This is a genomic window from Streptomyces sp. NPDC088254 (genome assembly GCF_044740925.1).
Lineage (GTDB): Bacteria > Actinomycetota > Actinomycetes > Streptomycetales > Streptomycetaceae > Streptomyces.
In genome coordinates, this window is sequence record NZ_JBIURQ010000016.1 from 141378 (window position 1) to 162130 (window position 20753).

A 20753-nucleotide genomic window follows, 5' to 3' on the forward strand; every position below is an offset into this window, starting at 1 on the left:
CCGTCGCAGCGGCCGACCGCGCGCGGACCGCGCCGGCGATGTGGACGTCCCTCATCGCAGGGCGTCTGCGACGGTCAGTTCGGCGGCGGTGCGCGCGGCGACCTCCTCGACGCTCACGCCGGGCGCGGTCTCGGCCAGCACCAGCCCGTCGCCGGTGACGTCCAGGACGCCGAGGTCGGTGATGATCCGGTCCACGCACCCCTTGCCGGTGAGCGGCAGCGCGCACTCGTCGAGGATCTTGGGGCTGCCGTCCTTCGCGGTGTGGCTCATGACGACGATGACCGTGCGGGCGCCGTGCACGAGGTCCATCGCCCCGCCGATCCCGGTGATCATCTTCCCCGGGATCGCCCAGTTGGCGAGGTCGCCCCTCGCGGACACCTGCATCGCGCCCAGCACGGCTACGTCGATGTGCCCGCCGCGGATCATCGAGAACGACAGCGCCGAGTCGAAGAACGACGCGCCCGGCAGTACCGTCACGGTCTCCTTGCCGGCGTTGATCAGGTCCGGGTCGACCTCGTCCTCGGTGGGGTAGGGGCCGGTCCCGAGGATGCCGTTCTCGGACTCGAGGATCACCTCCACGCCCGGCGGCAGGTGGTTGGGGATCAGGGTCGGCAGTCCGATGCCGAGGTTGACGTACTGGCCGTCGCGGAGTTCGCGCGCGGCGCGGGCGGCCATCTCCTCACGTGTCCAGGCCATCAGCCGCTCACCGCCTCCTCCGCGCGGGACGCCGAGACCGTCCGCCGCTCGATCTTCTTGTCGGCCGCCTGCTCCGGGGTCAGCGCGACCACCCGCTGCACGAAGACGCCCGGCAGATGCACCGCGTCCGGGTCGATCTCGCCGGGTTCGAGGAGTTCCTCGACCTCGGCGACGGTCACCCGCCCCGCCATCGCCGCGAGCGGGTTGAAGTTGCGGGCGGACCGGTTGAAGACGAGGTTGCCGTGCCGGTCCCCCTTCGCCGCCCTGACCAGCGCGAAGTCGGTGCGGATACCGCGCTCCAGGACGTAGCGCGCGCCGTCGAACTCGCGGACCTCCTTCGCCGGCGAGGCCAGCGCGATGCCGCCCTCACCGTCATAGCGCCAGGGCAGACCGCCGTCCGCGACCTGCGTGCCCACACCGGCGGGCGTGTAGAAGGCGGGGATCCCGGCGCCGCCGGCCCGCAGCCGTTCCGCGAGCGTGCCCTGCGGGATCATCTCCACCTCCAGCTCCCCGGCCAGGTACTGGCGGGCGAACTCCTTGTTGGCCCCTATGTAGGAACCGGTGACCCGGGCGATCCGCCCGGCGGCCAGGAGGACCGCGAGGCCCGACTCCATCGCCCCGCAGTTGTTGGAGACGACCGACAGGCCGGTGACTCCCCGCTCGTACAGCGCCTGCACGAGGACGTTCGGCACGCCGCTCAGCCCGAACCCGCCCACCGCCAGCGACGCGCCGTCCGGCACGTCGGCCACCGCCTCCAGGGCCGTGGCGACCACCTTGTCCATCCGTCAAGCCCCATCTCTCGTGGACGCGCCGACGCGCCGCAAGGCCTTCGAACCCTCGATCCGCGCGCGCCTGATCCGTGGCTCCCATCAATCAGTGCACTGACGATCCGACGAGGTGTACTTCACGCTGCCACCGCCGAACCCGACCGTCAACCCCGCTGGAAGCTCCATCGAGCGCCGGTGTCCGGAGGGGAGACGGCCGATTCGGCCCCGGGTATCGTTCAGTGCACGTACGATCCGACCTCGGGAGCGCGCATGGCGGCGGTGGACCTGAACACCCATCCCGGGCACCAGGCCCGGCGGCTCCAGCAGGGGCACCACCTGCTGTGGAACGCCATGGTGTCCGAGGAGACCACCTCGCCCCAGTTCGCCGTCCTCAACGCCCTCGTCGCCGAGCCGGGCCTCGACCAGCGCACGGTGGGGGAGCGGGTGAAGCTGGACCGCTCCACCGTCGCCGAGGTCGTCAGCCGGCTGACCCGGCGCGGGCTGCTCGACAAGGTCCGCGACCCGCGGGACGGCCGCCGCTCGCTGCTGCGCCTGACGGACGACGGGGCGCGCACGCACCGCCGGCTCGCCGTGCGCGCCGCCCGGATGAGCCAGGTCTTCCTCGCGCCGCTGTCCGCCGAGGAGCGGACGGTGTTCTTCGACCTGCTCCGCCGGGTCGCGGACGCGGCGGAAGGGCTGCGCAACCCGGAGAGCGGCGAGGGGCCGGCCGGCCCGGAGAGCTGATCGAAGGCCCGGGCCCGCTACGGGGCCTTCGCGAAGACCACCCACACCTGGCCAGGGGCGAAGGCGACCGGTCTGCCGTCGTTCGTCGTGAACCGGGTGCCCTCCTCGGCCGTCGGCCGTTTCCAGCGCACCGCGTAGGAGCGGCCGTCGCGCAGCACCTCCGCCTTCCCCGCGCCTACCGTCTCCGGGTACGGGGTGTGGTTGCCGAGCGAGTCGTGGTAGGCGGACGCGCGCACTTTCATGTACTGCACGACCACCGTCGCCGGCGCCGCCCGCCGCCCGTCGGCGGTCGTGGTCGCGCGGCCGTCGGTGGAGACCAGCCAGCGCCGCCGGTCCGGCGACCACTCGAAGGTGAAGCGGGCGGCCGGGTACCGCACCGTGCGCGAGGTCCGCGGCGTTCCGCCGTCAGGGGCGGCGCCGAAGCGGAACCCTGTGGTCAGAGCGGCCGCGCCGGGGGCTGAGGGCAGCAGCCGTCCGGGCCGTACGTACAGGTTGTGCGGCGCCTGTCCGTCCGCGCCGCGGTAGTAGGCGCCCGGGGCCGCGTCGGGGGTGACGGCCCTCAGCGGAGCCCCGCCGATCAGCGGCAGCAGCTTGCGCTGCGCTCCCGAGAAGGCCAGGACCGGCCGCTCGAACTGGCGCAGCAGTTCGAGGTCGGACTCGCGGGCGCTGCGCACCGGCCCGACCGCCTTCGGCAGCTTCGTCGCGTACACCGCCATCAGCCGGCTCAGGCCGCCCTCGACCGGTTCGACGTAGACGATGTCCGCGGCGTCCAGGCCGGTCTGCGGACGGGCCGCCCGGACGTTGTCGATCTTCACGGCGAGCAGTGGGCCGGCGGGCGGCGGTGTCCTCACGCCGGGGGCGCGGTCCGCGCCGCCCGGGGTGCGTTCGGGCCGGCCTGGCGAGGGGGCGGCCGGTGCGGGATCCGCGCCGTCCGGCCGGTGGCCGGCGGGTCCGTGGCCCGCGCCGCGGGCGTCGTCGACGGGAGTGCTCGGCGCCGAGCAGCCCGCCGCGAGGGCGGCCGTGACCAGCGTGGCCAGGGCCGCCGCCGACCTCTTCACGGGCCGCCCCCGGCGCGCTCCGCACCCGGGGCCCGTCCCGCCGTCCACCGTCGTCACGCCCACCCTCGCACCCCGTTCCATGACTTGATTGTGCGCTTATCGGTTCATCGGTGGCCCTACCCGATCGATCCCGATCGTTCGCGCTGACTGGGCCGTTCGGCCCAGGGGAACGTCCGCGGCGCGGTTCGCCATCCGGGCCCTCGGGTACCCGGGACGAACCCAGGGCCCGGCCCCGGACGGGGCGGGCCCCCGAAGTCGGTGGAGGGAGCGCGGCACGATGAAGGCAGTGACCTGGCAGGGGAAGCGCGACGTACGGGTGGAGACCGTGCCCGACCCGACGATCCAGGAACCGACGGACGCCGTCATCCGCGTCACGTCCACCGGGCTGTGCGGATCCGACCTGCACCTCTACGAGGTGCTCACGCCCTTCATGACCCCCGGCGACATCCTCGGCCACGAACCCATGGGCATCGTCGAGGAGGTCGGCCCGGGCGTGCCCGACCTCAAGGCCGGCGACCGGGTCGTCGTCCCGTTCCAGATCGCCTGCGGCAACTGCTGGATGTGCCTGAACTCCCTGCCCACGCAGTGCGAGACCACCCAGGTCACCGGCGAGGGCATGGGCGCCGCCCTGTTCGGGTACACCCGGCTGTACGGCGCGGTGCCCGGCGGCCAGGCCGAGTACCTGCGCGTCCCGCAGGCGCAGTTCGGCCCGATCAAGGTCCCCGAGGGCCCGGCCGACGACCGCTTCGTCTACCTCTCCGACGTGCTGCCCACCGCCTGGCAGGCGGTCGCCTACGCCGACATCCCCGAGGGCGGCAGCGTCGCGGTGCTCGGTCTCGGCCCCATCGGCGACATGGCCTGCCGGGTCGCGCAAGTGCGCGGCGCCGGACGGGTGTTCGGCGTGGACCTGGTCGGGGACCGGCTGCGGCGGGCCCGCGCACGGGGCGTCGAGACGTTCGACCTGCGCAGCTTCGACAGCGAGAAGGAACTGGTCGCCGCGATCCGTGACCAGACCGACGGGCGCGGGCCCGACGCCGTGATCGACGCCGTCGGCACCGAGGCTCACGGCAGCGCCGCGGCGCGCCTCGTCCAGAACGCCTCCGCCCTGCTGCCCCGCAAGATCGGCGGCCTCCTCGCCGAACGTTTCAGCGTCGACCGGCTCGCCGCCCTGCACACCGCCATCGAACTCGTGCGCCGCGGCGGCACCCTCTCCCTGACCGGCGTCTACGGCGGCATGGCCGACCCGATGCCCATGCTCACCATGTTCGACAAGCAGATCCAGATCCGGATGGGCCAGGCCAACGTGCGCCGCTGGGTCGACGACATCCTCCCCTACCTCACCGACGACGACCCGCTCGGCGTCGACGACTTCGCCACCCACCGCGTGCCGCTGTCGGAGGCGCCCCGGGCCTACGAGACGTTCCAGCAGAAGCGGGACGGCGCGGTCAAGTTCCTCATGACGCCGTAGTCGTGACCGGCGCCGTCAGACGCAGCGCCGACCGGGTCTCACGGTCCGGGCGGCGTCCGGGGCGGCGCGCCCAGGATCTCCGCGAGGTCGTAGCGCACCGGCTCCTCCAGCTGGGCGTACGTGCAGCTCTCCGGGGTGCGGTCGGGGCGCCAGCGGCGGAAGCGGGCCGTGTGGCGGAAGCGGGCGCTCTTCTCCATGTGGTCGTACGCCACCTCCACCACCCGCTCCGGCCGCAACGGCACCCAGGACAGATCCTTCTTGCCCGACCAGCGGCTCGGCGCGCCCGGCAGCCTGGCCGTCTCATGGGCGGCCTCCTCCGACCAGGCGGCCCAGGGGTGGCCCGCCACGTCGTCCATGCGCAGCGGCTCCAGCTCCTCGACCAGCTCGGCCCGCCGCTTCATCGAGAACGCGGCGGACACACCGACGTGCTGGAGGACGCCCCGGTCGTCGTACAGGCCGAGCAGCAGCGAGCCGACCACGGGGCCGCTCTTGTGCAGCCGGTAGCCGGCCACCACCACGTCCGCCGTGCGCTCGTGCTTGACCTTGAACATGACCCGCTCGTCCTGCCGGTAGGGCAGCGTCAACGGCTTGGCGATCACCCCGTCGAGCCCCGCCCCCTCGTACTCCTCGAACCACCGCCGCGCCACCTCGACGTCGGTCGTCGCCGGCGCCAGATGCACGGGCGGCGTCACGCCCGCCAGCGCCCGGGCGAGCAGCGCCCGCCGGTCCGTCATCCCCACGCCGAGCAGTGACTCGTCGGCCAGCGCCAGCAGATCGAACGCGACGAACGACGCCGGGGTCCGCTCGGCGAGCGTGCGCACCCGGGAGTCCGCCGGATGGATGCGCTCGGTCAGCGCGTCGAAGTCCAGCCGCCCCTCCCGCGCGATCACGATCTCCCCGTCCAGCACGCACCGCGCGGGCAGCCGCTCCCGCAGGGCCGCCACCAGCTCGGGGAAGTACCTGGTCAGCGGCTTCCCGGTACGGCTGCCCAACTCGACGTCGGGCCCGTCGCGGAACACGATCGCCCGGAACCCGTCCCACTTCGCCTCGTACTGCATGCCCGGCGGGATCACCGCCACCGACTTGGCGAGCATCGGCTTCACGGGCGGCATGACCGGCAGATCCATGGTCCGATTCTGCTCCGGTACGGCGGCGGCCGCCCGGTGTGCGAGCCATGGGCGGTACGCCTACCGTGGCTCGCATGGGCGATGCGGTGGAACTTCAGGCGGGCGGCCGGACCGTACGGCTGTCCAGCCCCGACAAGGTCTTCTTCCCGGAGCGCGGCTACACCAAGCTGGACCTCGCCCGCTACTACCAGGCGGTCGCCCCCGGCATCCTGCGCGCCCTGCGCGAGCGGCCCACCACCCTGGAGCGCTACCCGGACGGCGTCACCGGCGAGTCCTTCTTCCAGAAGCGGGCCCCGAAGAACATGCCCGACTGGATCCCGACCGCCCACATCACCTTCCCCAGCGGCCGCTCCGCCGACGAGATGTGCCCCACCGAGGAAGCCGCCGTCCTGTGGGCCGCCCAGTACGGCACGCTCACCTTCCACCCCTGGCCGGTCCGCCGCACCGACGTCGACCACCCCGACGAGCTGCGCATCGACCTCGACCCGCAGCCCGGCACCGACTACGACGACGCCGTGCACGCCGCCCACGAACTGCGCTCCGTACTGGAGGAGTTCGGGCTGCGCGGCTGGCCCAAGACCTCCGGCGGACGCGGTCTGCACGTGTTCGTGCCGATCGAGCCGCGCTGGACCTTCACCCAGGTCCGGCGCGCCGCCATCGCCGTCGGCCGCGAGATGGAACGCCGGATGCCCGAGCGGGTCACCATCAAGTGGTGGAAGGAGGAGCGCGGCGAGCGCATCTTCATCGACTACAACCAGACCGCCCGCGACCGCACCATCGCCTCCGCCTACTCCGTACGGCCCCGCCCGCACGCCCCCGTGTCGGCGCCCCTGCGCTGGGAGGAGGTCGGCGTGGCCCACCCGCGCGACTTCGACATCGCGACGATGCCGGCCCGCTACACCGAACTCGGCGACGTGCACGCCGACATGGACGACCACGCCTACTCCCTGGACGCCCTCCTCGACCTCGCCCGGCGCGACGAACGCGACCACGGCCTCGGCGACCTGCCGTATCCGCCGGAGTACCCGAAGATGCCGGGGGAGCCCAGACGGGTCCAGCCGAGCCGCGCCCGCAAGAGCCCCTCCTGACGGTCGCGGACGGGCAGGAGAGCGCTCTCCGGGCAGGTCGCCGGCCCGGGGCTATCCTGGCCCACACCCACCGAGGAGGAGCCCCGCAGTGACCGAGACAGCCCCGCGCCCCACCCTGGAGGCCGTGGCCGCGCGGGCCGGGGTCTCCCGGGCCACCGTCTCACGGGTCGTCAACGGCGGCGACGGGGTCAGGGAGCCGCTCGTCGAGCGGGTCCGGCGGGCCGTGGAGGAACTCGGGTACGTCCCCAACCAGGCCGCCCGCAGTCTGGTGACCAGACGGCACGACGCCGTCGCCGTCGTCATCGCCGAACCCGAGACCAGGGTCTTCGCCGACCCCTTCTTCGCGCTCCAACTCCGAGGAATCAGCAAGGAGTTGACGGCCCATGACAATCAGCTGGTCCTGCTCCTCACCGAGGGCCGCGACGACCACGCCCGGGTCGCCCGCTATCTCGCCGGCGGCCATGTCGACGGCGCCCTCGTCTTCTCCCTCCACCTCGACGATCCGCTGCCCGGCCTGATCCAGGGCGCCGGCGTGCCCACCGTGTTCGGCGGGCGTCCCGGCTGGAGCGACGGCACCCGGGACGTCGTCCACGTCGACAGCGACAACCGCGGCGGCGCCCGCGAGGCCGTCCGCCACCTCGTGGGCCTGGGCCGTCGCCGCGTCGCGCACATCACCGGGCCCCTGGATCAGACCTCCGCCGCGGACCGTCTCCAGGGCTTCCTCGACGTCATGGGCGACACGGACCAGCGGCTCGTGGCGGAGGGCGACTTCACCCCCGGCGGCGGCGAGCGCGCGATGAGGGAACTCCTGGACCGCAGCCCCGACGTCGACGCCGTGTTCGCCGCCAACGACCTCAGCGCCGCGGGCGCCCTGCGCGTCCTGCGCGCACACGGGCGGCGCGTGCCCGAGGACGTGGCGGTGGTCGGCTTCGACGACATGCTGCCCGTGGCCGAACAGACCGATCCACCGCTGACGACCGTCCGTCAGGACATCGAGGAGATGGGCCGGATCATGGCCCGCCTCCTGCTCCACGGCCGACACGACCCCGCCGCCTCCGGACCCGGCACGGTCCTGCCGACCACCTTGATCCGCCGCGCCTCCGCCTAGGGAGTGTTCCCCTCAGCCCTGCCGGGGTGCGCTCCTCATCACCGCGAAGCGTGCGCCGTCCGGGTCGGCGAGTGAGGCGATGCGGCCGACGCCCGGCAGGTCGAAGGCCGCCCGGCGCACCGACCCGCCCAGCTCCACGGCGCGGGCGACGGCCGTGTCCACGTTGTCGACCTCGAAGTACGGCAGCCAGTACGCGCCCGACGCCGCCCCCGCCTCCTCGGGATCGTCGTCCGGCGGGACGATCCCGCCGAACATGGCATCCTGTTCGGCGCCGGCCGGGTTGAGGCACGTGTACGTGCCGCCCGGGAACGGCACGGCCGACGTCTCCAGGCCCAGGGCCGCCGCGTAGAAGGCGGCGGCCGCCGCCTCGTCCGGCGTGTGCAGCTCGACCCAGCGCAGCGAGCCCGGGTCACCGGCGATGTCCACGCCCTTGACCTGTCCCGGCTGCCACACGCCGAACGGCGCGCCCGCCGAGTCGGCGAGGATCGCCATCGTGCCCTGGCTCATGACGTCCATGGGCGGGAAGAGCACCCTGCCGCGCGCCTGCTCGACCGCCTTGCAGGTGTCCTCCGCGTCCGCCGACTGGAAGTACACCGTCCACGACGGCGGACCCTGCTCGGGCGTGGTCTGCATGCCGCCCGCCGCCGTCCTCCCGTCGAGCTGGAAGAAGCCGTAGCCGCCGGCGTCCGGCCCCGCCGACCGGAACCGCCAGCCGAAGAGGGCGCCGTAGAAGGCCGAAGCGCGCCCGATGTCCGATGTGCCGATGTCGACCCAGTTCGGAGCGCCGTTGACGAAACGGGTGGTGAGCATCGCGCCCTCCTCCTCGCAGTCCCGTTCTGTGCACTGCCGAGTCTGACACCGCCCACTGACACTCGCCGCCCGGCCGTGTATATCCGGCGTTGAGCGAACGTTTTTCGCCGCCCGGCACGATCCTCACCATGTACACCGACACGATCCGCACACCCGAGCTCGCCTGGCAGCGGGAGGCGCTGTGCGCGCAGACCGGGGCGGACTTCTTCTTCCCCGAGCCCGGCAGCTCGGTCCGCGAGGCCAAGCGCATCTGCGGCCTGTGCGAGATGCGCCCCGCCTGCCTCGACTACGCCCTGAACCACGACGAACGCTTCGGTGTGTGGGGCGGCCTCTCCGAGAAGGAACGCCTCGAACTGCGCCGTAAGTCGTCTTGAGCCCGGCGCACACGGCACGGCCGGCCGCACGACAGGGCCGGGATAATCGGGAGACCGCGTCGCGGGGGTGCGGTTAAGATCCCGAGAAGAGCGCGTCCGGCCGTCCGGATGCGCGAGGTCCTGTAGAGCAGAGGCAGACTCGCCGCCTTCTCAGGGCGGTCACGCCGGTTCGAATCCGGTCGGGACCACGGTTCGACGGGGGCAGGGGCGGGCGGGGACGGATGGGCGCGGAGATCACCGAGGCGGAGATCGCCGCCTTCCACGACGTCGTGGGCCGGCTGCGGGCTCTGCCCGTCGACGATCCCGTCCGGCTGCGGGCTGAGCAGGTCGCCGCGTCCTTCGCCCGCGACGGGCGGCTGCGTCGGCGCAAGGCGCGCGGCGCGCAGGTGTCCGCCGCCGACGCGGCGGCGATGGCCGCGACCGCGACCGGCGCGCTGGACCGCCGCGAGGACGCACCCCTGACGGACGACGTCCGACACGGTGCCGAGCCCGCCGGGTCGGCCGACAGCACGGGCCGCCGAGCCCCGGGCACGGGGCCCGTGGCAAGCCCCGGTACCGGCGCCCCCCGCACCGTGGGCGTCTACCGCCGGCCCCGCACCTGCTACGTCTGCAAGCTGCCGTACCGGCAGGTGAACGCCTTCTACCACCGTCTCTGTCCCGCCTGCGCCGCCGACAACAGTGCGCGCCGCGCCCTGAGCACCGACCTGAGCGGACGCCGGGTCCTGCTGACCGGCGGCAGGGTGAAGATCGGCTTCCAGCTGGCCCTGATGATGCTGCGCGACGGCGCGGAGGTGGCCGTCACCTCCCGTTTCCCGCACGATACCGTGCGCCGGTTCCACGCCGAGCCCGGCAGCGCGGCCTGGCGGGACCGGCTCACCGTCCTCGCCGTCGACCTGCGCGACCCGCGCCAGGTGCTGGGCCTCTGCGAGGACCTGCGCCGGGACGGCGAGCCGCTCGACATCCTCGTCAACAACGCGGCCCAGACCGTACGCCGCCCGCCCTCGTCCTACGCCCTGCTGGCCGCCGGCGAGCGCGACGCGCTGCCCGAAAGCGCGCGCCGCGCGCCCGGCTTCACGCCGATGCGCATGCTGGAGGGTCTCGGCGGCTCCCTCTCCGCCCTGCCCGCCGCCCTGCGCGAGGCCGACGAGGCCGGGCTGCTGCCCGACCCCTCCCCCGAGAACTCCTGGTCCGCGCGGCTCGGCGAACTCGACGCGGCCGAGGTACTGGAGACGCAGCTCGTCAACTCCCTCGCCCCCGCCCTGCTGTGCGACCGGCTGCTGCCGCTGCTGCTCGCCTCCCCGCGCCCGCGCCGCTACGTGATCAACGTGACCGCCGTGGAAGGCCGGTTCGCCGTCCGCAACAAGACGGCGGGGCACCCGCACACCAACATGGCCAAGGCCGCCCTCAACATGCTCACCCGCACCAGCGCCGCCGAACTCGCCGAGCAGGGCGTGCACATGTGCGCCGTCGACACGGGCTGGATCACCGACGAGAACCCCGCGCCCAAGAAGGCCCGGATGGCGAACGCGGGCTTCCGCACCCCGCTGGACATCGTGGACGGCGCGGCCCGCGTCTACGACCCCGTCGTCCGCGGCGAGGCCGGCGACCCGGTGTCGGGCGTGTTCCTGAAAGACTACCGCGAGGCGCAGTGGTGACCGGCCCCGCCGTCCCCTCTCCCTGATCTCCCTGACACCGGACCAGAGCCGCTACGCTCTGCGTCAAGGGCGGGGTCGTAGCGCAGAGGCAGGCGCACCGGTCTCCAAAACCGGAACACGCTGGTTCGAATCCAGCCACTCCGCCCCCCTTCAACTCCCTACCGCCGCGCCCCGTTTCGGGTGACGGTGCCCGCCGTCGCCGTCAACTCGCGGGCGGTGCCGCGGAACGTGCCGATGAGCCGCGCCAGCGCCGTCCACGCCTCCATCCGGTCGCCCAGGTGACGCCGCACCAGGGGCCGCAGGGCGTCCTCGGCTTCGCCGATCCGCGCCGGGAACAGCGCCCCGCCCATGGACAGCAGGTCCAGGACGCGTACGGCGGGCCCGTGGTCCAGGGCGTACTCCGCCGGGCCGTCGAGGACGCCCGCGTCACGGAGCCGGTGGGTGAACCTGGGGTGCGCGCCGAAGCCGGCGCGGGTCGCGGGCGGGCAGTCGGGGCGTACGGACAGCGCCCAGCGCGCGTAACCCGGCAGGGCGCGCTCGGCGTCCGCCTCGGTGACCGACGCCCAGTCGTCCGGGGTGAGGACCATGGACGCGGCCGCGCGCCCGGCGGCCATGGTGGTCACCGCGCGCAGAGCGCCGACCAGGCCGTGGCGGACGTAGCTCTCGGGTATGCCGGGTTCCTCGACCGGCAGCCGCCAGCCGGGCCGAAGGGGGCGCTCGCGGCCGGGGCCGAACGGGATGCCGCGGGCGAGGGCCCGGCGCAGGCCCGTGTCGAGGCCGGTGTACTGCCACACCACGGCGTTCAGCTGCGGGTCGTCCTCCTGGAGCACCCACAGCACGACGGAGGACGGCACGTCCGGCGGCCATGTCCACGGCCGGTCAAGCCGCTGCCGCCGCGACGCGGAGGTCTCGCGCGCGCCGCCCGTCAGCCCGACGCGTGCGCGGACGCGCCGGGCGGTCTCCGCGTCGGTCAGACCGAGCAGGAAACCGAGCGCCCGGCCCTCCGGGTGGCTGTGGTGCATGGCGGCATGATGCCGCAGGAGGCCGACGGCCCGCACCGGGAAATCGTTTCCCCGCGCGGGCCGTCGGTCCGAGCTGCCCGTGTCGCCGGGGCCGGCGGGTGTCAGGCTCCGGCGCGTGCCGCCATCCGCGCCTTGCGCGCCGCCAGCTTCTCGTCGAACTTCAGGGCCTCGGCGTCCAGGCCGTTCATGTAGAGGCCCAGTTCTTCCTGCGCCTTCAGGCCCTCGGGGCCCAGGCCGTCGATCTCCATCACCTTCAGGAAGCGCAGCACCGGCTGGAGCACGTCGTCGTGGTGGATGCGCAGGTTGTAGACCTCGCCGATCGCCATCTGCGCCGCGGCCCGCTCGAAGCCGGGGATGCCGTGGCCGGGCATGCGGAAGTTGACGACGACGTCCCGCACGGCCTGCATGGTGAGGTCCGGGGCGAGTTCGAAGGCGGCCTTCAGGAGGTTGCGGTAGAAGACCATGTGGAGGTTCTCGTCGGTCGCGATGCGGGCCAGCATGCGGTCGCAGACCGGGTCGCCGGACTGGTGACCGGTGTTGCGGTGGGAGATGCGGGTCGCGAGCTCCTGGAAGGAGACGTAGGCGATCGAGTGGAGCATCGAGTGCCGGTTGTCGGACTCGAAGCCCTCGCTCATGTGGGACATCCGGAACGCCTCCAGCTTGTCCGGGTCCACCGCGCGCGAGGCCAGCAGGTAGTCGCGCATCACGATGCCGTGCCGGCCCTCCTCCGCCGTCCAGCGGTGCACCCAGGTGCCCCAGGCGCCGTCCCGGCCGAACAGGGAGGCGATCTCGTGGTGGTAGCTGGGCAGGTTGTCCTCGGTCAGGAGGTTCACGACCAGGGCGATACGGCCGATCTCGGTGACCTTCGACTGCTCCTTCTCCCAGGCCTCGCCGTCCTCGAAGAAGCCGGGGAAGTTGCGGCCGTCGCTCCAGGGCACGTACTCGTGCGGCATCCAGTCCTTGGTGACCTGCAGATGCCGGTTGAGCTCCTTCTCGACCACTTCCTCCAGGGCGTACAGCAGCTTGGCGTCGGTCCAGACGGAGGGGCTGCCGAGGTGCGGGGAGGCGATCGTCACGGGTACTCCAGGGGGGCGGGAGGCGGAGCGGAAAGACATCCGGTGCTGCACCGGAACTTACGGGATCGTAGGCTACGAGCCCGTAGGTTACGAATCCGTAGGTTAAGGTCGGCGTAAAGAGTGCTGATCAGCCCCGGTCGAGCGGGCCCGGCGACTCGCCGAGCCGATCTTTCCGGGTACGCGCAACAGCCCCGGGACGCAAGGGTCCAGGGGCTGGGACGGCGCACGCGTCACCCGGTCAGGCGTAGAGCTCCCGCATTCGCACCGAGAGGCATGTCACACAGCCCTCCAGCTTCTCGAACTCGCTGATGTCGACCACGACGGGCTCGTACCCGAGGCTTTCGAGCAGCTCGCGCGTCCTCGGCGCGCTCGCCGCCATGAGCAGCTTGGGGCCGCCCAGCAGCACCACGTGCGCGCCGGCCTCCTCGGGCACCGAGAGGAACCGCGGGAACAGCGCGGGACGGTCCACCTTCGGGATGTGCCCGATCACCGTGCCGTCCGGCAGCGCGGTGACCGCCGACTTCAGATGCAGCACCTTGCTCACCGGCACCGCCACGACCCGTGCGCCCAGCGGTTCGAAGGCCTCGCGTACCTGCTGCACGCCGGCCGCGTTCGTACGGCCGCCCCGGCCCACGTAGACCGTGTCGCCGACCTTGAGCACGTCGCCGCCGTCCAGCGTGCCCGGCTCCCAGATCCAGTTGACCGAGCAGCCCATGCGGGCGACGGTCTCCTCGACGCCGGCGGTCTCCTCCCGCCGGGACTCGGCGCCGGGCCGCGCGATCAGGGCGACGTTGCGGTACATCACGACGGCGTCCTCGACGAACACCGAGTCGGGGCAGTCGTCGGCCGGATCGACCTCGACGGTCTCCCAGCCGTGCGCCCGCAGGGCCTCGACGTACCCTTCCCACTGCTTCAGGGCGAGGCCCACGTCGACCGCCTCCCGCTCGAGGTGCGTCACCAGGCCCTCGGCGAGGCGCGGGCTGGGGCGGCGGATGAGGGCCTTCTTGCTGGGCACGTCCAGGCCTTTCGGATCGGCGGTGGCCGGTGCCCCTTGTCCGGCACCGATCCGCCATCATGCAACCCGTCCCGCTCAGCACAAAACCCCCGGCGCCGCCCCGCGCCCCCGGCTCACACCGGTGTGCTCACCTCGTCCTCGGTCGTCTCCCGCAACTCCCCGTCCAGCAGCAGCCAGCGGGTGATGCCGAGCGACCTCAGGAACGGCAGGTCGTGGCTGGCGACGATCAGGGCGCCCTCGTAGGACTCCAGGGCCGTGGTGAGCTGGCGCACGCTGGCCATGTCGAGGTTGTTGGTCGGCTCGTCCAGCATCAGCAACTGCGGCGCCGGCTCGGCCAGCATCAGCGCCGCCAGCGCCGCCCGGAACCGCTCCCCGCCCGAGAGCGTCGCCGCCCTGCGGTCGGCGCGGGCGCCGCGGAACAGGAAGCGGGCCAGCCGGGCGCGGATCCGGTTCGCGGTGGCGCCGGGCGCGTGACGGGCCACGTTCTCGGCGACGGTCAGTTCGCCGTCGAGCACGTCCAGCCGCTGGGGCAGGAAACGCAGCGGCACATGCGCGTGCACCTCGCCCGACACCGGTTCCAGCTCACCGGCGACGGTGCGCAACAGCGTCGTCTTGCCCGCGCCGTTGCGCCCGACCAGCGCCACCCGCTCGGGCCCGCGCAGATCGAGACCGCCCGCCACGCGCGCGCCGTACGCGAGACGCAGGTCCCGCAGGGTGAGCACGTCACGGCCCGGCGGCACCGCCGTGTACGGCAGGTCCACGCGGATCTCGTCCTCGTCGCGCACCGCCTCCGCGGCCTCGTCGAGCCGTTCCCTGGCCTCGGCGAGCCGCTCCTCGTGCAGGATGCGGTGCTTGCCCGCGGACTCCTGCGCGGACCGCTTGCGCGCCCCCATCACGATCTTCGGCTCGCGTTTCTGCTCCTGCATCTTCTGCCCGTACCGCTTGCGGCGGGCCAGCTTCACCTGGGCGTCGGCCAGTTCGCGTTTCTGTTTGCGCAGGTCGGCCTCGGCGACCTTCAACATCCGCTCGGCGGCCTCCTGTTCGACGGCGAGCGCCTCCTCGTACGCGGAGAAGTTGCCGCCGTACCAGGTGATCTCACCTGCGTGCAGATCGGCGATCTGGTCGACCAGGTCGAGGAGTTCGCGGTCGTGGCTGACGACGACCATGACGCCCGGCCAGGATGCGACGGCCGCGTACAGCCGTTGCCGGGCGTGCAGGTCGAGGTTGTTGGTGGGCTCGTCCAGCAGCAGGACGTCCGGGCGGCGCAGCAGCAGCGCGGCCAGGCGCAGCAGGACCGACTCGCCGCCGGAGATCTCGCCGACGGTGCGGTCCAACCCGATGTGGTCGAGCCCGAGTTCGCCGAGAGCGGCGAGGGCGCGCTCCTCGACGTCCCAGTCGTCGCCGACGGTCTCGAAGTGCCTCTCGGACACGTCGCCGGCCTCGATGGCGTGCAGTGCGGCCCGCCGGGCGGCGATGCCCAGCGCCTCGTCGACGCGGAGGGAGGTGTCCAGGGTGACGTTCTGCGGGAGATGGCCGACCTCGCCCGTGATGTGCACGGAGCCTTCGGTCGGGGCGAGTTCACCGGTGAGCAGCTTCAACAGGGTGGACTTGCCGGAGCCGTTGGCGCCGACGAGTCCGGTCCGGCCGGGGCCGAAGGCGATGTCGAGCCGTTCGAAGACGGGGGTGCCGTCGGGCCAGGCGAAGGACAGGGCGGAACAGGTGACTGATGATGACAAGTGGGCCTCGCGGTCGCGTGTGCGGTCAGGGCAACGCGTATCGAGACACCGGGAGACGGCGACCACCGCGGGGGAGCGGCAGGGATGCGGTCACGGGGAACCCATGGCAAGGGGGCCCGCTCGCAAGGACGGCTCGACGCCGAGGTCGCACGCTGCACGCACGCCTGACAGGCGTGGCGCGGTGTCTCTGACCTCAGACGTACAACGTCCTTCTCCCTTCGGTGGCGACAGAAGCGTTCTCACCGTAAGGGGACCACGAGGGCCGGTCAACGCAATTCAGGGCCGGGCGCCCACCGGTTTCGGACGTCCCGCCCGCTTCAGGCTTCGGCCGGTTCAGGCGTCCCGCATCAGCTCCGCCAGACCGTTGTCGAGGTCGAGCTGCAGGTGCTCGCGCCCGGCCGGCACCAGCTCGCTCGTGGCCTGGAGGAACCGCCGGATCTCCGACGAGTGCACGTGCACGATCGCGGTGCCCTCAGGCGCGTGGAACTCCAGCACCGTCCTGTCGTAGCCGTAGGGGCGGACGCGGACGTCACCGTGGCCCTCCGCCTCGTGCAGCCCCGCCGTGAGCAGATCGCGGGCGAAGGTCCAGCAGACCTCGACGCCCTCGAGAGTGGCCGGGGCGGGGAAGGTCATGCGGACGGCGAAGGGGTCGCGCCGGTCGTAGTGCAGCGTGGCGGGGATGCTCGACATCCGAGGTGCGGCGGCGACCAGGCGGGCCTCAACGGGCTGATCGATGACGATGGACAACGCCTTGCTCCCTTGTGACAGCGGGACGAACTACCGGGGGTGAGTGCAGCCGGACACTGGAAGAGACGTCGGAACCTGCCGGTGCGTGCACATGCAATGCGAGTGACCTCGGTCACCGAGTTTCATGCACACGAGTGACTCACCTCTCTTCCTGTGCCCGGTAAGGCGATTGGGGCGACCGTGGTCCTCTGGACGCCGTCAGGGCCGTGGGCTAGCTTCCCGCGCCATGAGACCCCTGGGGAAGACGCGACGCACGGTACGAACGGTTCCGACGGCGGGGACGGATCCCGCGACCCGCACAACCCCGACATCTCCCCTCCTCTGGACCAGGCGTGCCGCGCGCGCCGTGACGGCAGCGGCGGCGGCCTGCGCGGCCGTCCTGGCCATGACGGCCGTCCCGGCCCGGGCGGCGGACGGGGCGCCCGCGCGGGAGGCGGGCCTCGCCCCGGCCGTGCCGGGCGGTCACGCGCCCGCGTGGGCCCTGAAGGACACCGGGAAGCCCGCCGTCCGCTTCCGCGGCCTGGCCGCCGTCGACCGGAACACCGCCTGGGCGGCCGGCAGCCTCGGCACCGTCCTGCGCACCGTCGACGGTGGGCGGACCTGGCGGGACGTCTCCCCGCCCGGCGCCGCCGAGCTGCAGTTCCGCGACATCGAGGCGTTCGACGCGCGCCGCGCCGTGGTGCTGGCCATCGGCGAGGGCGAGGCCTCCCGCGTCTACCGCACGGACGACGGCGGAGCCACCTGGAAGGAGTCCTTCCGCAACACCGACGTCCGCGCCTTCTACGACTGCATGACCTTCTTCGACCGCCGCCACGGCCTCGCGATGAGCGACCCGGTGGACGGCAGGTTCCGCATCCTGTCCACGAGCGACGGCGGCCGCTCCTGGAAGGTGCTGCCCGACGGCGGCATGCCGCCGGCCCTGGAGGGCGAGGCGGGCTTCGCGGCCAGTGGCCAGTGCCTGGTCTCCGCCGGGTCCCGCGACGTCTGGCTCGCCACCGGCGGCGGGGCACGCGCGCGGGTGCTGCACTCCTCCGACCGCGGACGGACCTGGAAGGCCGCCGACGCCCCCATCCCCGCGGGCGACCCCGCGCGCGGGGTCTTCGCCCTCGCCTTCCGCGACCGCGCCCACGGCCTCGCCGTCGGCGGGGACTACCGGCCCGACCGGACCTCCCCCCGGCCGGCTGCCACGACCGGCGACGCCGGCCGGACCTGGCGGACCGCCGCCGCACCCCCGCCCGCCTACCGCTCCGGCGTCGCCTGGCTGCCGCACAGCCGCACCGCCGCCCTCGCCGTCGGCCCCACCGGCACCGACCTGACCACCGACGCCGGCCGCACCTGGCGCACGGTCGACACCGGTTCGTACGACACCGTCGACTGCGTCCCGGACGGGGCCTGCTGGGCGGCCGGCGAACAGGGGCGGGTGGCACGGCTGGAGAGGTGAGCGGTTTGCGGGGTACTCGCTCGGTGCGAACGCGACAGCCGCGAAAGGAGTGAGCGCACATGCCACGCGGTTCCAGCCCCAAGCGGGAGCGCCAGTACGAGCACATCAAGAAGAGCGCGCAGGACCGGGGTGAGAGCACCGACCGGGCGGAGGAGATCGCCGCCAGGACGGTCAACAAGGAACGCGCCCGGGCCGGCGAGTCCAAGACCGCCAGCCGCACCTCCACACAGGACATGTCGTCCGGCGAGCGCGGCGGCCGGCGGTCCCACAAGGGCGCGCAGGGGCCCACGTACGACCAGCTGTACGAGGAGGCCAAGCGCCGCGGCGTCCACGGCCGTTCGGACATGAACAAGAGCCAGCTGCAGCGCGCCCTGGACGACAAGGGCTGACCCGGCCGCCGGGGAACACGATCGCGGACCGGCCCGCGGGGACCGTACGCTCGTCACCACCATGACGACCGCACCCATTCCCGCGGGCCGGCCCGCGACCGAGGCAGAGGCCCACGCCGTCCAGGACGCGCTGCGGGCCCGACTGGTGCTCGACGAGCCCGGGCCGCCGCCCGGCGCCGGCCGGGTGACGGGGGTGGACGTCGCCTACGACGACGAGCGGGACGTCGTCGCCGCCGCGGCCGTCGTGCTGGACGCGGCGACCCTCGACGTCGTCGCCGAGGCGACCGCCGTGGGACGCATCTCCTTCCCGTACGTGCCCGGTCTGCTCGCCTTCCGCGAGATCCCCACGGTGCTGGCCGCGCTCGACGCGCTGCCCTGCCCGCCGGGCCTCGTCGTGTGCGACGGCTACGGCCTCGCCCACCCGCGCCGCTTCGGACTCGCCAGCCACCTCGGCGTCCTCACCGGCCTGCCCACGATCGGCGTCGCCAAGAACCCCTTCGCCTTCACGTACGACGAGCCCGGCGTCCCCCGCGGATCGGCGTCCCCGCTCCTCGCGGGCCCCGACGAGGTGGGCCGCGCCCTGCGCACCCGCGAGGGCGTCAAGCCGGTCTTCGTGTCCGTCGGGCACCGGGTGAGCCTGGACAACGCCTGCGCCCACACGCTCGCGCTCACCCCGCGGTACCGGCTCCCGGAGTCGACCCGCCGGGCCGACGCGCTGTGCCGGCGGGCTCTCCGGGAGGCGACGGCGAGCCGCTGAGCGGGACCCGCCGCCTGAGTACGCCGTCTGAGTACCCGTACGGATGCGACGCCCGGCCGCCGCCCGGCAGTGTGGCCGCCATGACGACGCACCGTTTCCCCGAGCCGCCGGCCAGCCCCGCCCTGCCCGTGCGGCGCGCCATGAACGCGGCCCTGGTCCTCTCCGTGGTGGCCGGACTGGGCTGGACAGCCGGAATGATCTACACCCTGGCAAGCTGGAACCTCTGAACCGCCGGATCAAGGCCTCAGCGGCGCGCCGCCACCCGGAAGCGGATGCCCGCGGCGCCGAGCCGGCCGATCAGCGCGTCGCCCATCGCGACCGCCGTCGTGACCTGGCCGGCCGTCTCCGGCAGGTCGTCGAGGGCCAGGGCCAGCGCCGCCTCGGCGAACATCTTCGCCGTCTCGTCGTAGCCGGGGTCGCCGCCCGACACCTCGGTGAAGACCCGCCGGCCGCCGCCCTCGCCCACGAACCGCACCGAGAACCAGCTGCGCGCCCGCCGCTCGGCGCTCGGCCCGTCGCCGGGCTTCAGCCGCTCCGACAGCCAGCGCCGCACGGGCGGCACCTGGGCGGCGGCGAAGAGCGCCCCCACACCCGCGACACCGCCCACGGCGACCGGCAGGCGCCGTACGGCCGCGTAGTGCCGGTAGCGGAAGTCGGGCCCGTAGCGCTCCAGCGCCTTCGCGGAGCGGCGCACGATCTGCGGGTCGATGGTCGGCAGCGGCAGCGCCCAGGCGCCGACCTCCGGCGCGAACCGGGGCGACCCGGTGGGCGCACCCGCCCGCCGGCCCATCAGCCGGGGCTCGTGCCGGCGCCGCTCCCGAGCCGCGGCCACCATCCGCCGCCCGCGCGCGAACTGCCCCAGCGCCGAGGCGAACGTCCCGCCCGAGAACGCGGCGTCGGCGGTCACGAAGCCGTCCACCGTCAGCGGCACGCCCTCGGGCAACTGACGGACCGTGAAGTACACGCCCAGGTCGTGCGGCACGGAGTCGAACCCGCACGCGTGCACCAGGCGCGCGCCGGTCTCCCGCGCGCGTGCGTCGTGCCGGACGTACGTCAGGTCGACGAACTCCGGCTCCCCGGTGAGGTCGAGGTAGTCGGCGCCGGCGTCCGCGCAGGCGGCCACCAGGTCCTCGCCGTAGGTCACATAGGGGCCGACCGTCGTCGCCACCACGCGTGCCTGCCCGGCGAGCGCGCGCAGGGAGGCCGTGTCGGACACGTCGGCCCGTAGCACCCCAGGCTCCGCGCCGCCCGGAAGCCGGTCGCGCAGCCGGCGCAGCTTGACCTCGTCACGCCCGGCGATCGCCCAGCGCAGGCCCTCGGGCGCGTGGGCGGCCAGGTACTCCGCAGTGAGCGCCCCGACGAAGCCGGTGGCCCCGAAGAGCACGATGTCGTACGGACGGTCCGACCTGTTCAGCCTGCTCATGACACCCCTTTGTCGTGCAGCCCGCGCCGCTGTGGGTGGCGAGGTTAGCGCGAGCGGCGCGGGGCCCGTCCACGAGGCCGCGAGCAGCGGCCGGCCGTGACCGGGAACGCCCGGAAAAAGCGGGAGAAGGCACGCCGGCCGCCCGCGTCCGCTCCCTTTCGATCGCCCGCCGGGAGAAACCCCGCTCCGCGGACTAAACTGGCTAAGCGCTTGCTCGCTCGCCTCTTGTGTCCACGGGAACACGTTCCTAGC

At 73.4% G+C, this 20753-nt stretch carries 21 protein-coding genes and 2 tRNA genes; 12 read left to right on the forward strand and 11 right to left on the reverse strand.

Annotation, left to right across the window (positions count from 1 at the left end):
* Nucleotides 1–51 precede the first annotated feature (51 nt).
* The gene (locus tag ACIOC0_RS37305; protein WP_130437653.1) at nucleotides 52–696 is read right to left on the reverse strand and encodes a CoA transferase subunit B; all 645 of its coding nucleotides are present in this window, start codon (nucleotides 694–696) and stop codon (nucleotides 52–54) included.
* The gene (locus ACIOC0_RS37310; protein WP_402160950.1) at nucleotides 696–1478 is read right to left on the reverse strand and encodes a CoA transferase subunit A; all 783 of its coding nucleotides are present in this window, start codon (nucleotides 1476–1478) and stop codon (nucleotides 696–698) included. Before ACIOC0_RS37310 ends, ACIOC0_RS37305 begins: the two co-directional genes overlap by 1 nt.
* A gap of 255 nt (nucleotides 1479–1733) precedes the next feature.
* Between ACIOC0_RS37310 and ACIOC0_RS37315 the strand changes: the two genes are divergently transcribed.
* Nucleotides 1734–2207 carry a MarR family winged helix-turn-helix transcriptional regulator gene (locus tag ACIOC0_RS37315; RefSeq protein ID WP_402160952.1) on the forward strand — a complete coding sequence of 158 codons (474 nt, stop codon included), beginning with the start codon at nucleotides 1734–1736 and terminating at the stop codon, nucleotides 2205–2207.
* Nucleotides 2208–2224: 17 nt separating this feature from the next.
* Here ACIOC0_RS37315 and ACIOC0_RS37320 read toward each other — a convergent pair whose 3' ends face one another.
* The gene (locus tag ACIOC0_RS37320; protein ID WP_402160954.1) at nucleotides 2225–3346 is read right to left on the reverse strand and encodes a DUF3048 domain-containing protein; all 1122 of its coding nucleotides are present in this window, start codon (nucleotides 3344–3346) and stop codon (nucleotides 2225–2227) included.
* Nucleotides 3347–3542: 196 nt separating this feature from the next.
* On the opposite strand from ACIOC0_RS37320, the gene ACIOC0_RS37325 reads away from it, so the two are divergent.
* Nucleotides 3543–4733 (forward strand): zinc-dependent alcohol dehydrogenase, encoded by a 1191-nt coding sequence (locus ACIOC0_RS37325; RefSeq protein ID WP_402160957.1) that lies wholly within the window; start codon nucleotides 3543–3545, stop codon nucleotides 4731–4733.
* Between the two features lie 38 nt (nucleotides 4734–4771).
* Here ACIOC0_RS37325 and ACIOC0_RS37330 read toward each other — a convergent pair whose 3' ends face one another.
* On the reverse strand, nucleotides 4772–5860 hold the full coding sequence (locus ACIOC0_RS37330) for an ATP-dependent DNA ligase (protein WP_402160960.1): 1089 nt from the start codon (nucleotides 5858–5860) through the stop codon (nucleotides 4772–4774).
* 74 nt (nucleotides 5861–5934) lie between these two features.
* On the opposite strand from ACIOC0_RS37330, the gene ligD reads away from it, so the two are divergent.
* Nucleotides 5935–6948, forward strand: coding sequence for a non-homologous end-joining DNA ligase (gene ligD / locus ACIOC0_RS37335; RefSeq protein WP_402160962.1), 1014 nt, complete (start codon nucleotides 5935–5937; stop codon nucleotides 6946–6948).
* Nucleotides 6949–7036: 88 nt separating this feature from the next.
* On the forward strand, nucleotides 7037–8056 hold the full coding sequence (locus ACIOC0_RS37340) for a LacI family DNA-binding transcriptional regulator (RefSeq protein WP_402160965.1): 1020 nt from the start codon (nucleotides 7037–7039) through the stop codon (nucleotides 8054–8056).
* A 12-nt stretch (nucleotides 8057–8068) separates the two neighbouring features.
* Here the strand turns inward: ACIOC0_RS37340 and ACIOC0_RS37345 are convergent, their stop codons facing one another.
* Nucleotides 8069–8866: a VOC family protein gene (locus ACIOC0_RS37345; RefSeq protein WP_402160968.1), complete on the reverse strand. Its 798-nt coding sequence runs from the start codon at nucleotides 8864–8866 to the stop codon at nucleotides 8069–8071.
* A 128-nt stretch (nucleotides 8867–8994) separates the two neighbouring features.
* On the opposite strand from ACIOC0_RS37345, the gene ACIOC0_RS37350 reads away from it, so the two are divergent.
* The 4 genes from ACIOC0_RS37350 (at nucleotide 8995) to ACIOC0_RS37365 (ending at nucleotide 11040) form a co-directional block, all read left to right on the forward strand.
* Complete coding sequence (locus tag ACIOC0_RS37350) at nucleotides 8995–9240, forward strand: WhiB family transcriptional regulator (RefSeq protein ID WP_402160971.1); 246 nt, start codon at nucleotides 8995–8997, stop codon at nucleotides 9238–9240.
* Between the two features lie 116 nt (nucleotides 9241–9356).
* Nucleotides 9357–9428, forward strand: a tRNA-Glu gene (locus ACIOC0_RS37355).
* Nucleotides 9429–9461: 33 nt separating this feature from the next.
* The gene (locus ACIOC0_RS37360; protein ID WP_402160972.1) at nucleotides 9462–10895 is read left to right on the forward strand and encodes an SDR family NAD(P)-dependent oxidoreductase; all 1434 of its coding nucleotides are present in this window, start codon (nucleotides 9462–9464) and stop codon (nucleotides 10893–10895) included.
* A 69-nt stretch (nucleotides 10896–10964) separates the two neighbouring features.
* Nucleotides 10965–11040: transfer RNA gene (locus ACIOC0_RS37365), tRNA-Trp, on the forward strand.
* A 13-nt stretch (nucleotides 11041–11053) separates the two neighbouring features.
* Here ACIOC0_RS37365 and ACIOC0_RS37370 read toward each other — a convergent pair.
* From ACIOC0_RS37370 to ACIOC0_RS37390, 5 genes are all read right to left on the reverse strand, one after another.
* Complete coding sequence (locus ACIOC0_RS37370) at nucleotides 11054–11917, reverse strand: hypothetical protein (protein ID WP_402160974.1); 864 nt, start codon at nucleotides 11915–11917, stop codon at nucleotides 11054–11056.
* A 101-nt stretch (nucleotides 11918–12018) separates the two neighbouring features.
* Nucleotides 12019–12993 (reverse strand): acyl-ACP desaturase, encoded by a 975-nt coding sequence (locus tag ACIOC0_RS37375; RefSeq protein ID WP_402160976.1) that lies wholly within the window; start codon nucleotides 12991–12993, stop codon nucleotides 12019–12021.
* 238 nt (nucleotides 12994–13231) lie between these two features.
* Complete coding sequence (gene ddaH, locus ACIOC0_RS37380; RefSeq protein WP_351097095.1) at nucleotides 13232–14008, reverse strand: dimethylargininase; 777 nt, start codon at nucleotides 14006–14008, stop codon at nucleotides 13232–13234.
* Nucleotides 14009–14121: 113 nt separating this feature from the next.
* On the reverse strand, nucleotides 14122–15744 hold the full coding sequence (locus ACIOC0_RS37385) for an ABC-F family ATP-binding cassette domain-containing protein (protein WP_402160979.1): 1623 nt from the start codon (nucleotides 15742–15744) through the stop codon (nucleotides 14122–14124).
* Nucleotides 15745–16077: 333 nt separating this feature from the next.
* Complete coding sequence (locus ACIOC0_RS37390; RefSeq protein WP_130437639.1) at nucleotides 16078–16491, reverse strand: SsgA family sporulation/cell division regulator; 414 nt, start codon at nucleotides 16489–16491, stop codon at nucleotides 16078–16080.
* A gap of 385 nt (nucleotides 16492–16876) precedes the next feature.
* Here ACIOC0_RS37390 and ACIOC0_RS37395 point away from each other — a divergent pair, with 385 nt between their 5' ends.
* The 4 genes from ACIOC0_RS37395 to mmpA all read left to right on the forward strand — a co-directional run bounded on the left by ACIOC0_RS37395 (nucleotide 16877) and on the right by mmpA (nucleotide 19305).
* On the forward strand, nucleotides 16877–17932 hold the full coding sequence (locus tag ACIOC0_RS37395) for a WD40/YVTN/BNR-like repeat-containing protein (protein WP_402161164.1): 1056 nt from the start codon (nucleotides 16877–16879) through the stop codon (nucleotides 17930–17932).
* Between the two features lie 59 nt (nucleotides 17933–17991).
* On the forward strand, nucleotides 17992–18321 hold the full coding sequence (locus tag ACIOC0_RS37400; protein ID WP_351097099.1) for a plasmid stabilization protein: 330 nt from the start codon (nucleotides 17992–17994) through the stop codon (nucleotides 18319–18321).
* A 61-nt stretch (nucleotides 18322–18382) separates the two neighbouring features.
* A complete protein-coding gene (locus tag ACIOC0_RS37405; protein ID WP_402160983.1) occupies nucleotides 18383–19078 on the forward strand; it encodes an endonuclease V in 696 nt (231 codons plus the stop codon).
* Between the two features lie 80 nt (nucleotides 19079–19158).
* Entirely contained in the window at nucleotides 19159–19305 is a 147-nt protein-coding gene (gene mmpA, locus ACIOC0_RS37410) for a morphogenic membrane protein MmpA (protein WP_402160985.1), read from the forward strand.
* Between the two features lie 17 nt (nucleotides 19306–19322).
* Here the strand turns inward: mmpA and ACIOC0_RS37415 are convergent, their stop codons facing one another.
* Complete coding sequence (locus ACIOC0_RS37415; RefSeq protein WP_402160987.1) at nucleotides 19323–20501, reverse strand: saccharopine dehydrogenase family protein; 1179 nt, start codon at nucleotides 20499–20501, stop codon at nucleotides 19323–19325.
* Nucleotides 20502–20753 lie beyond the last annotated feature (252 nt).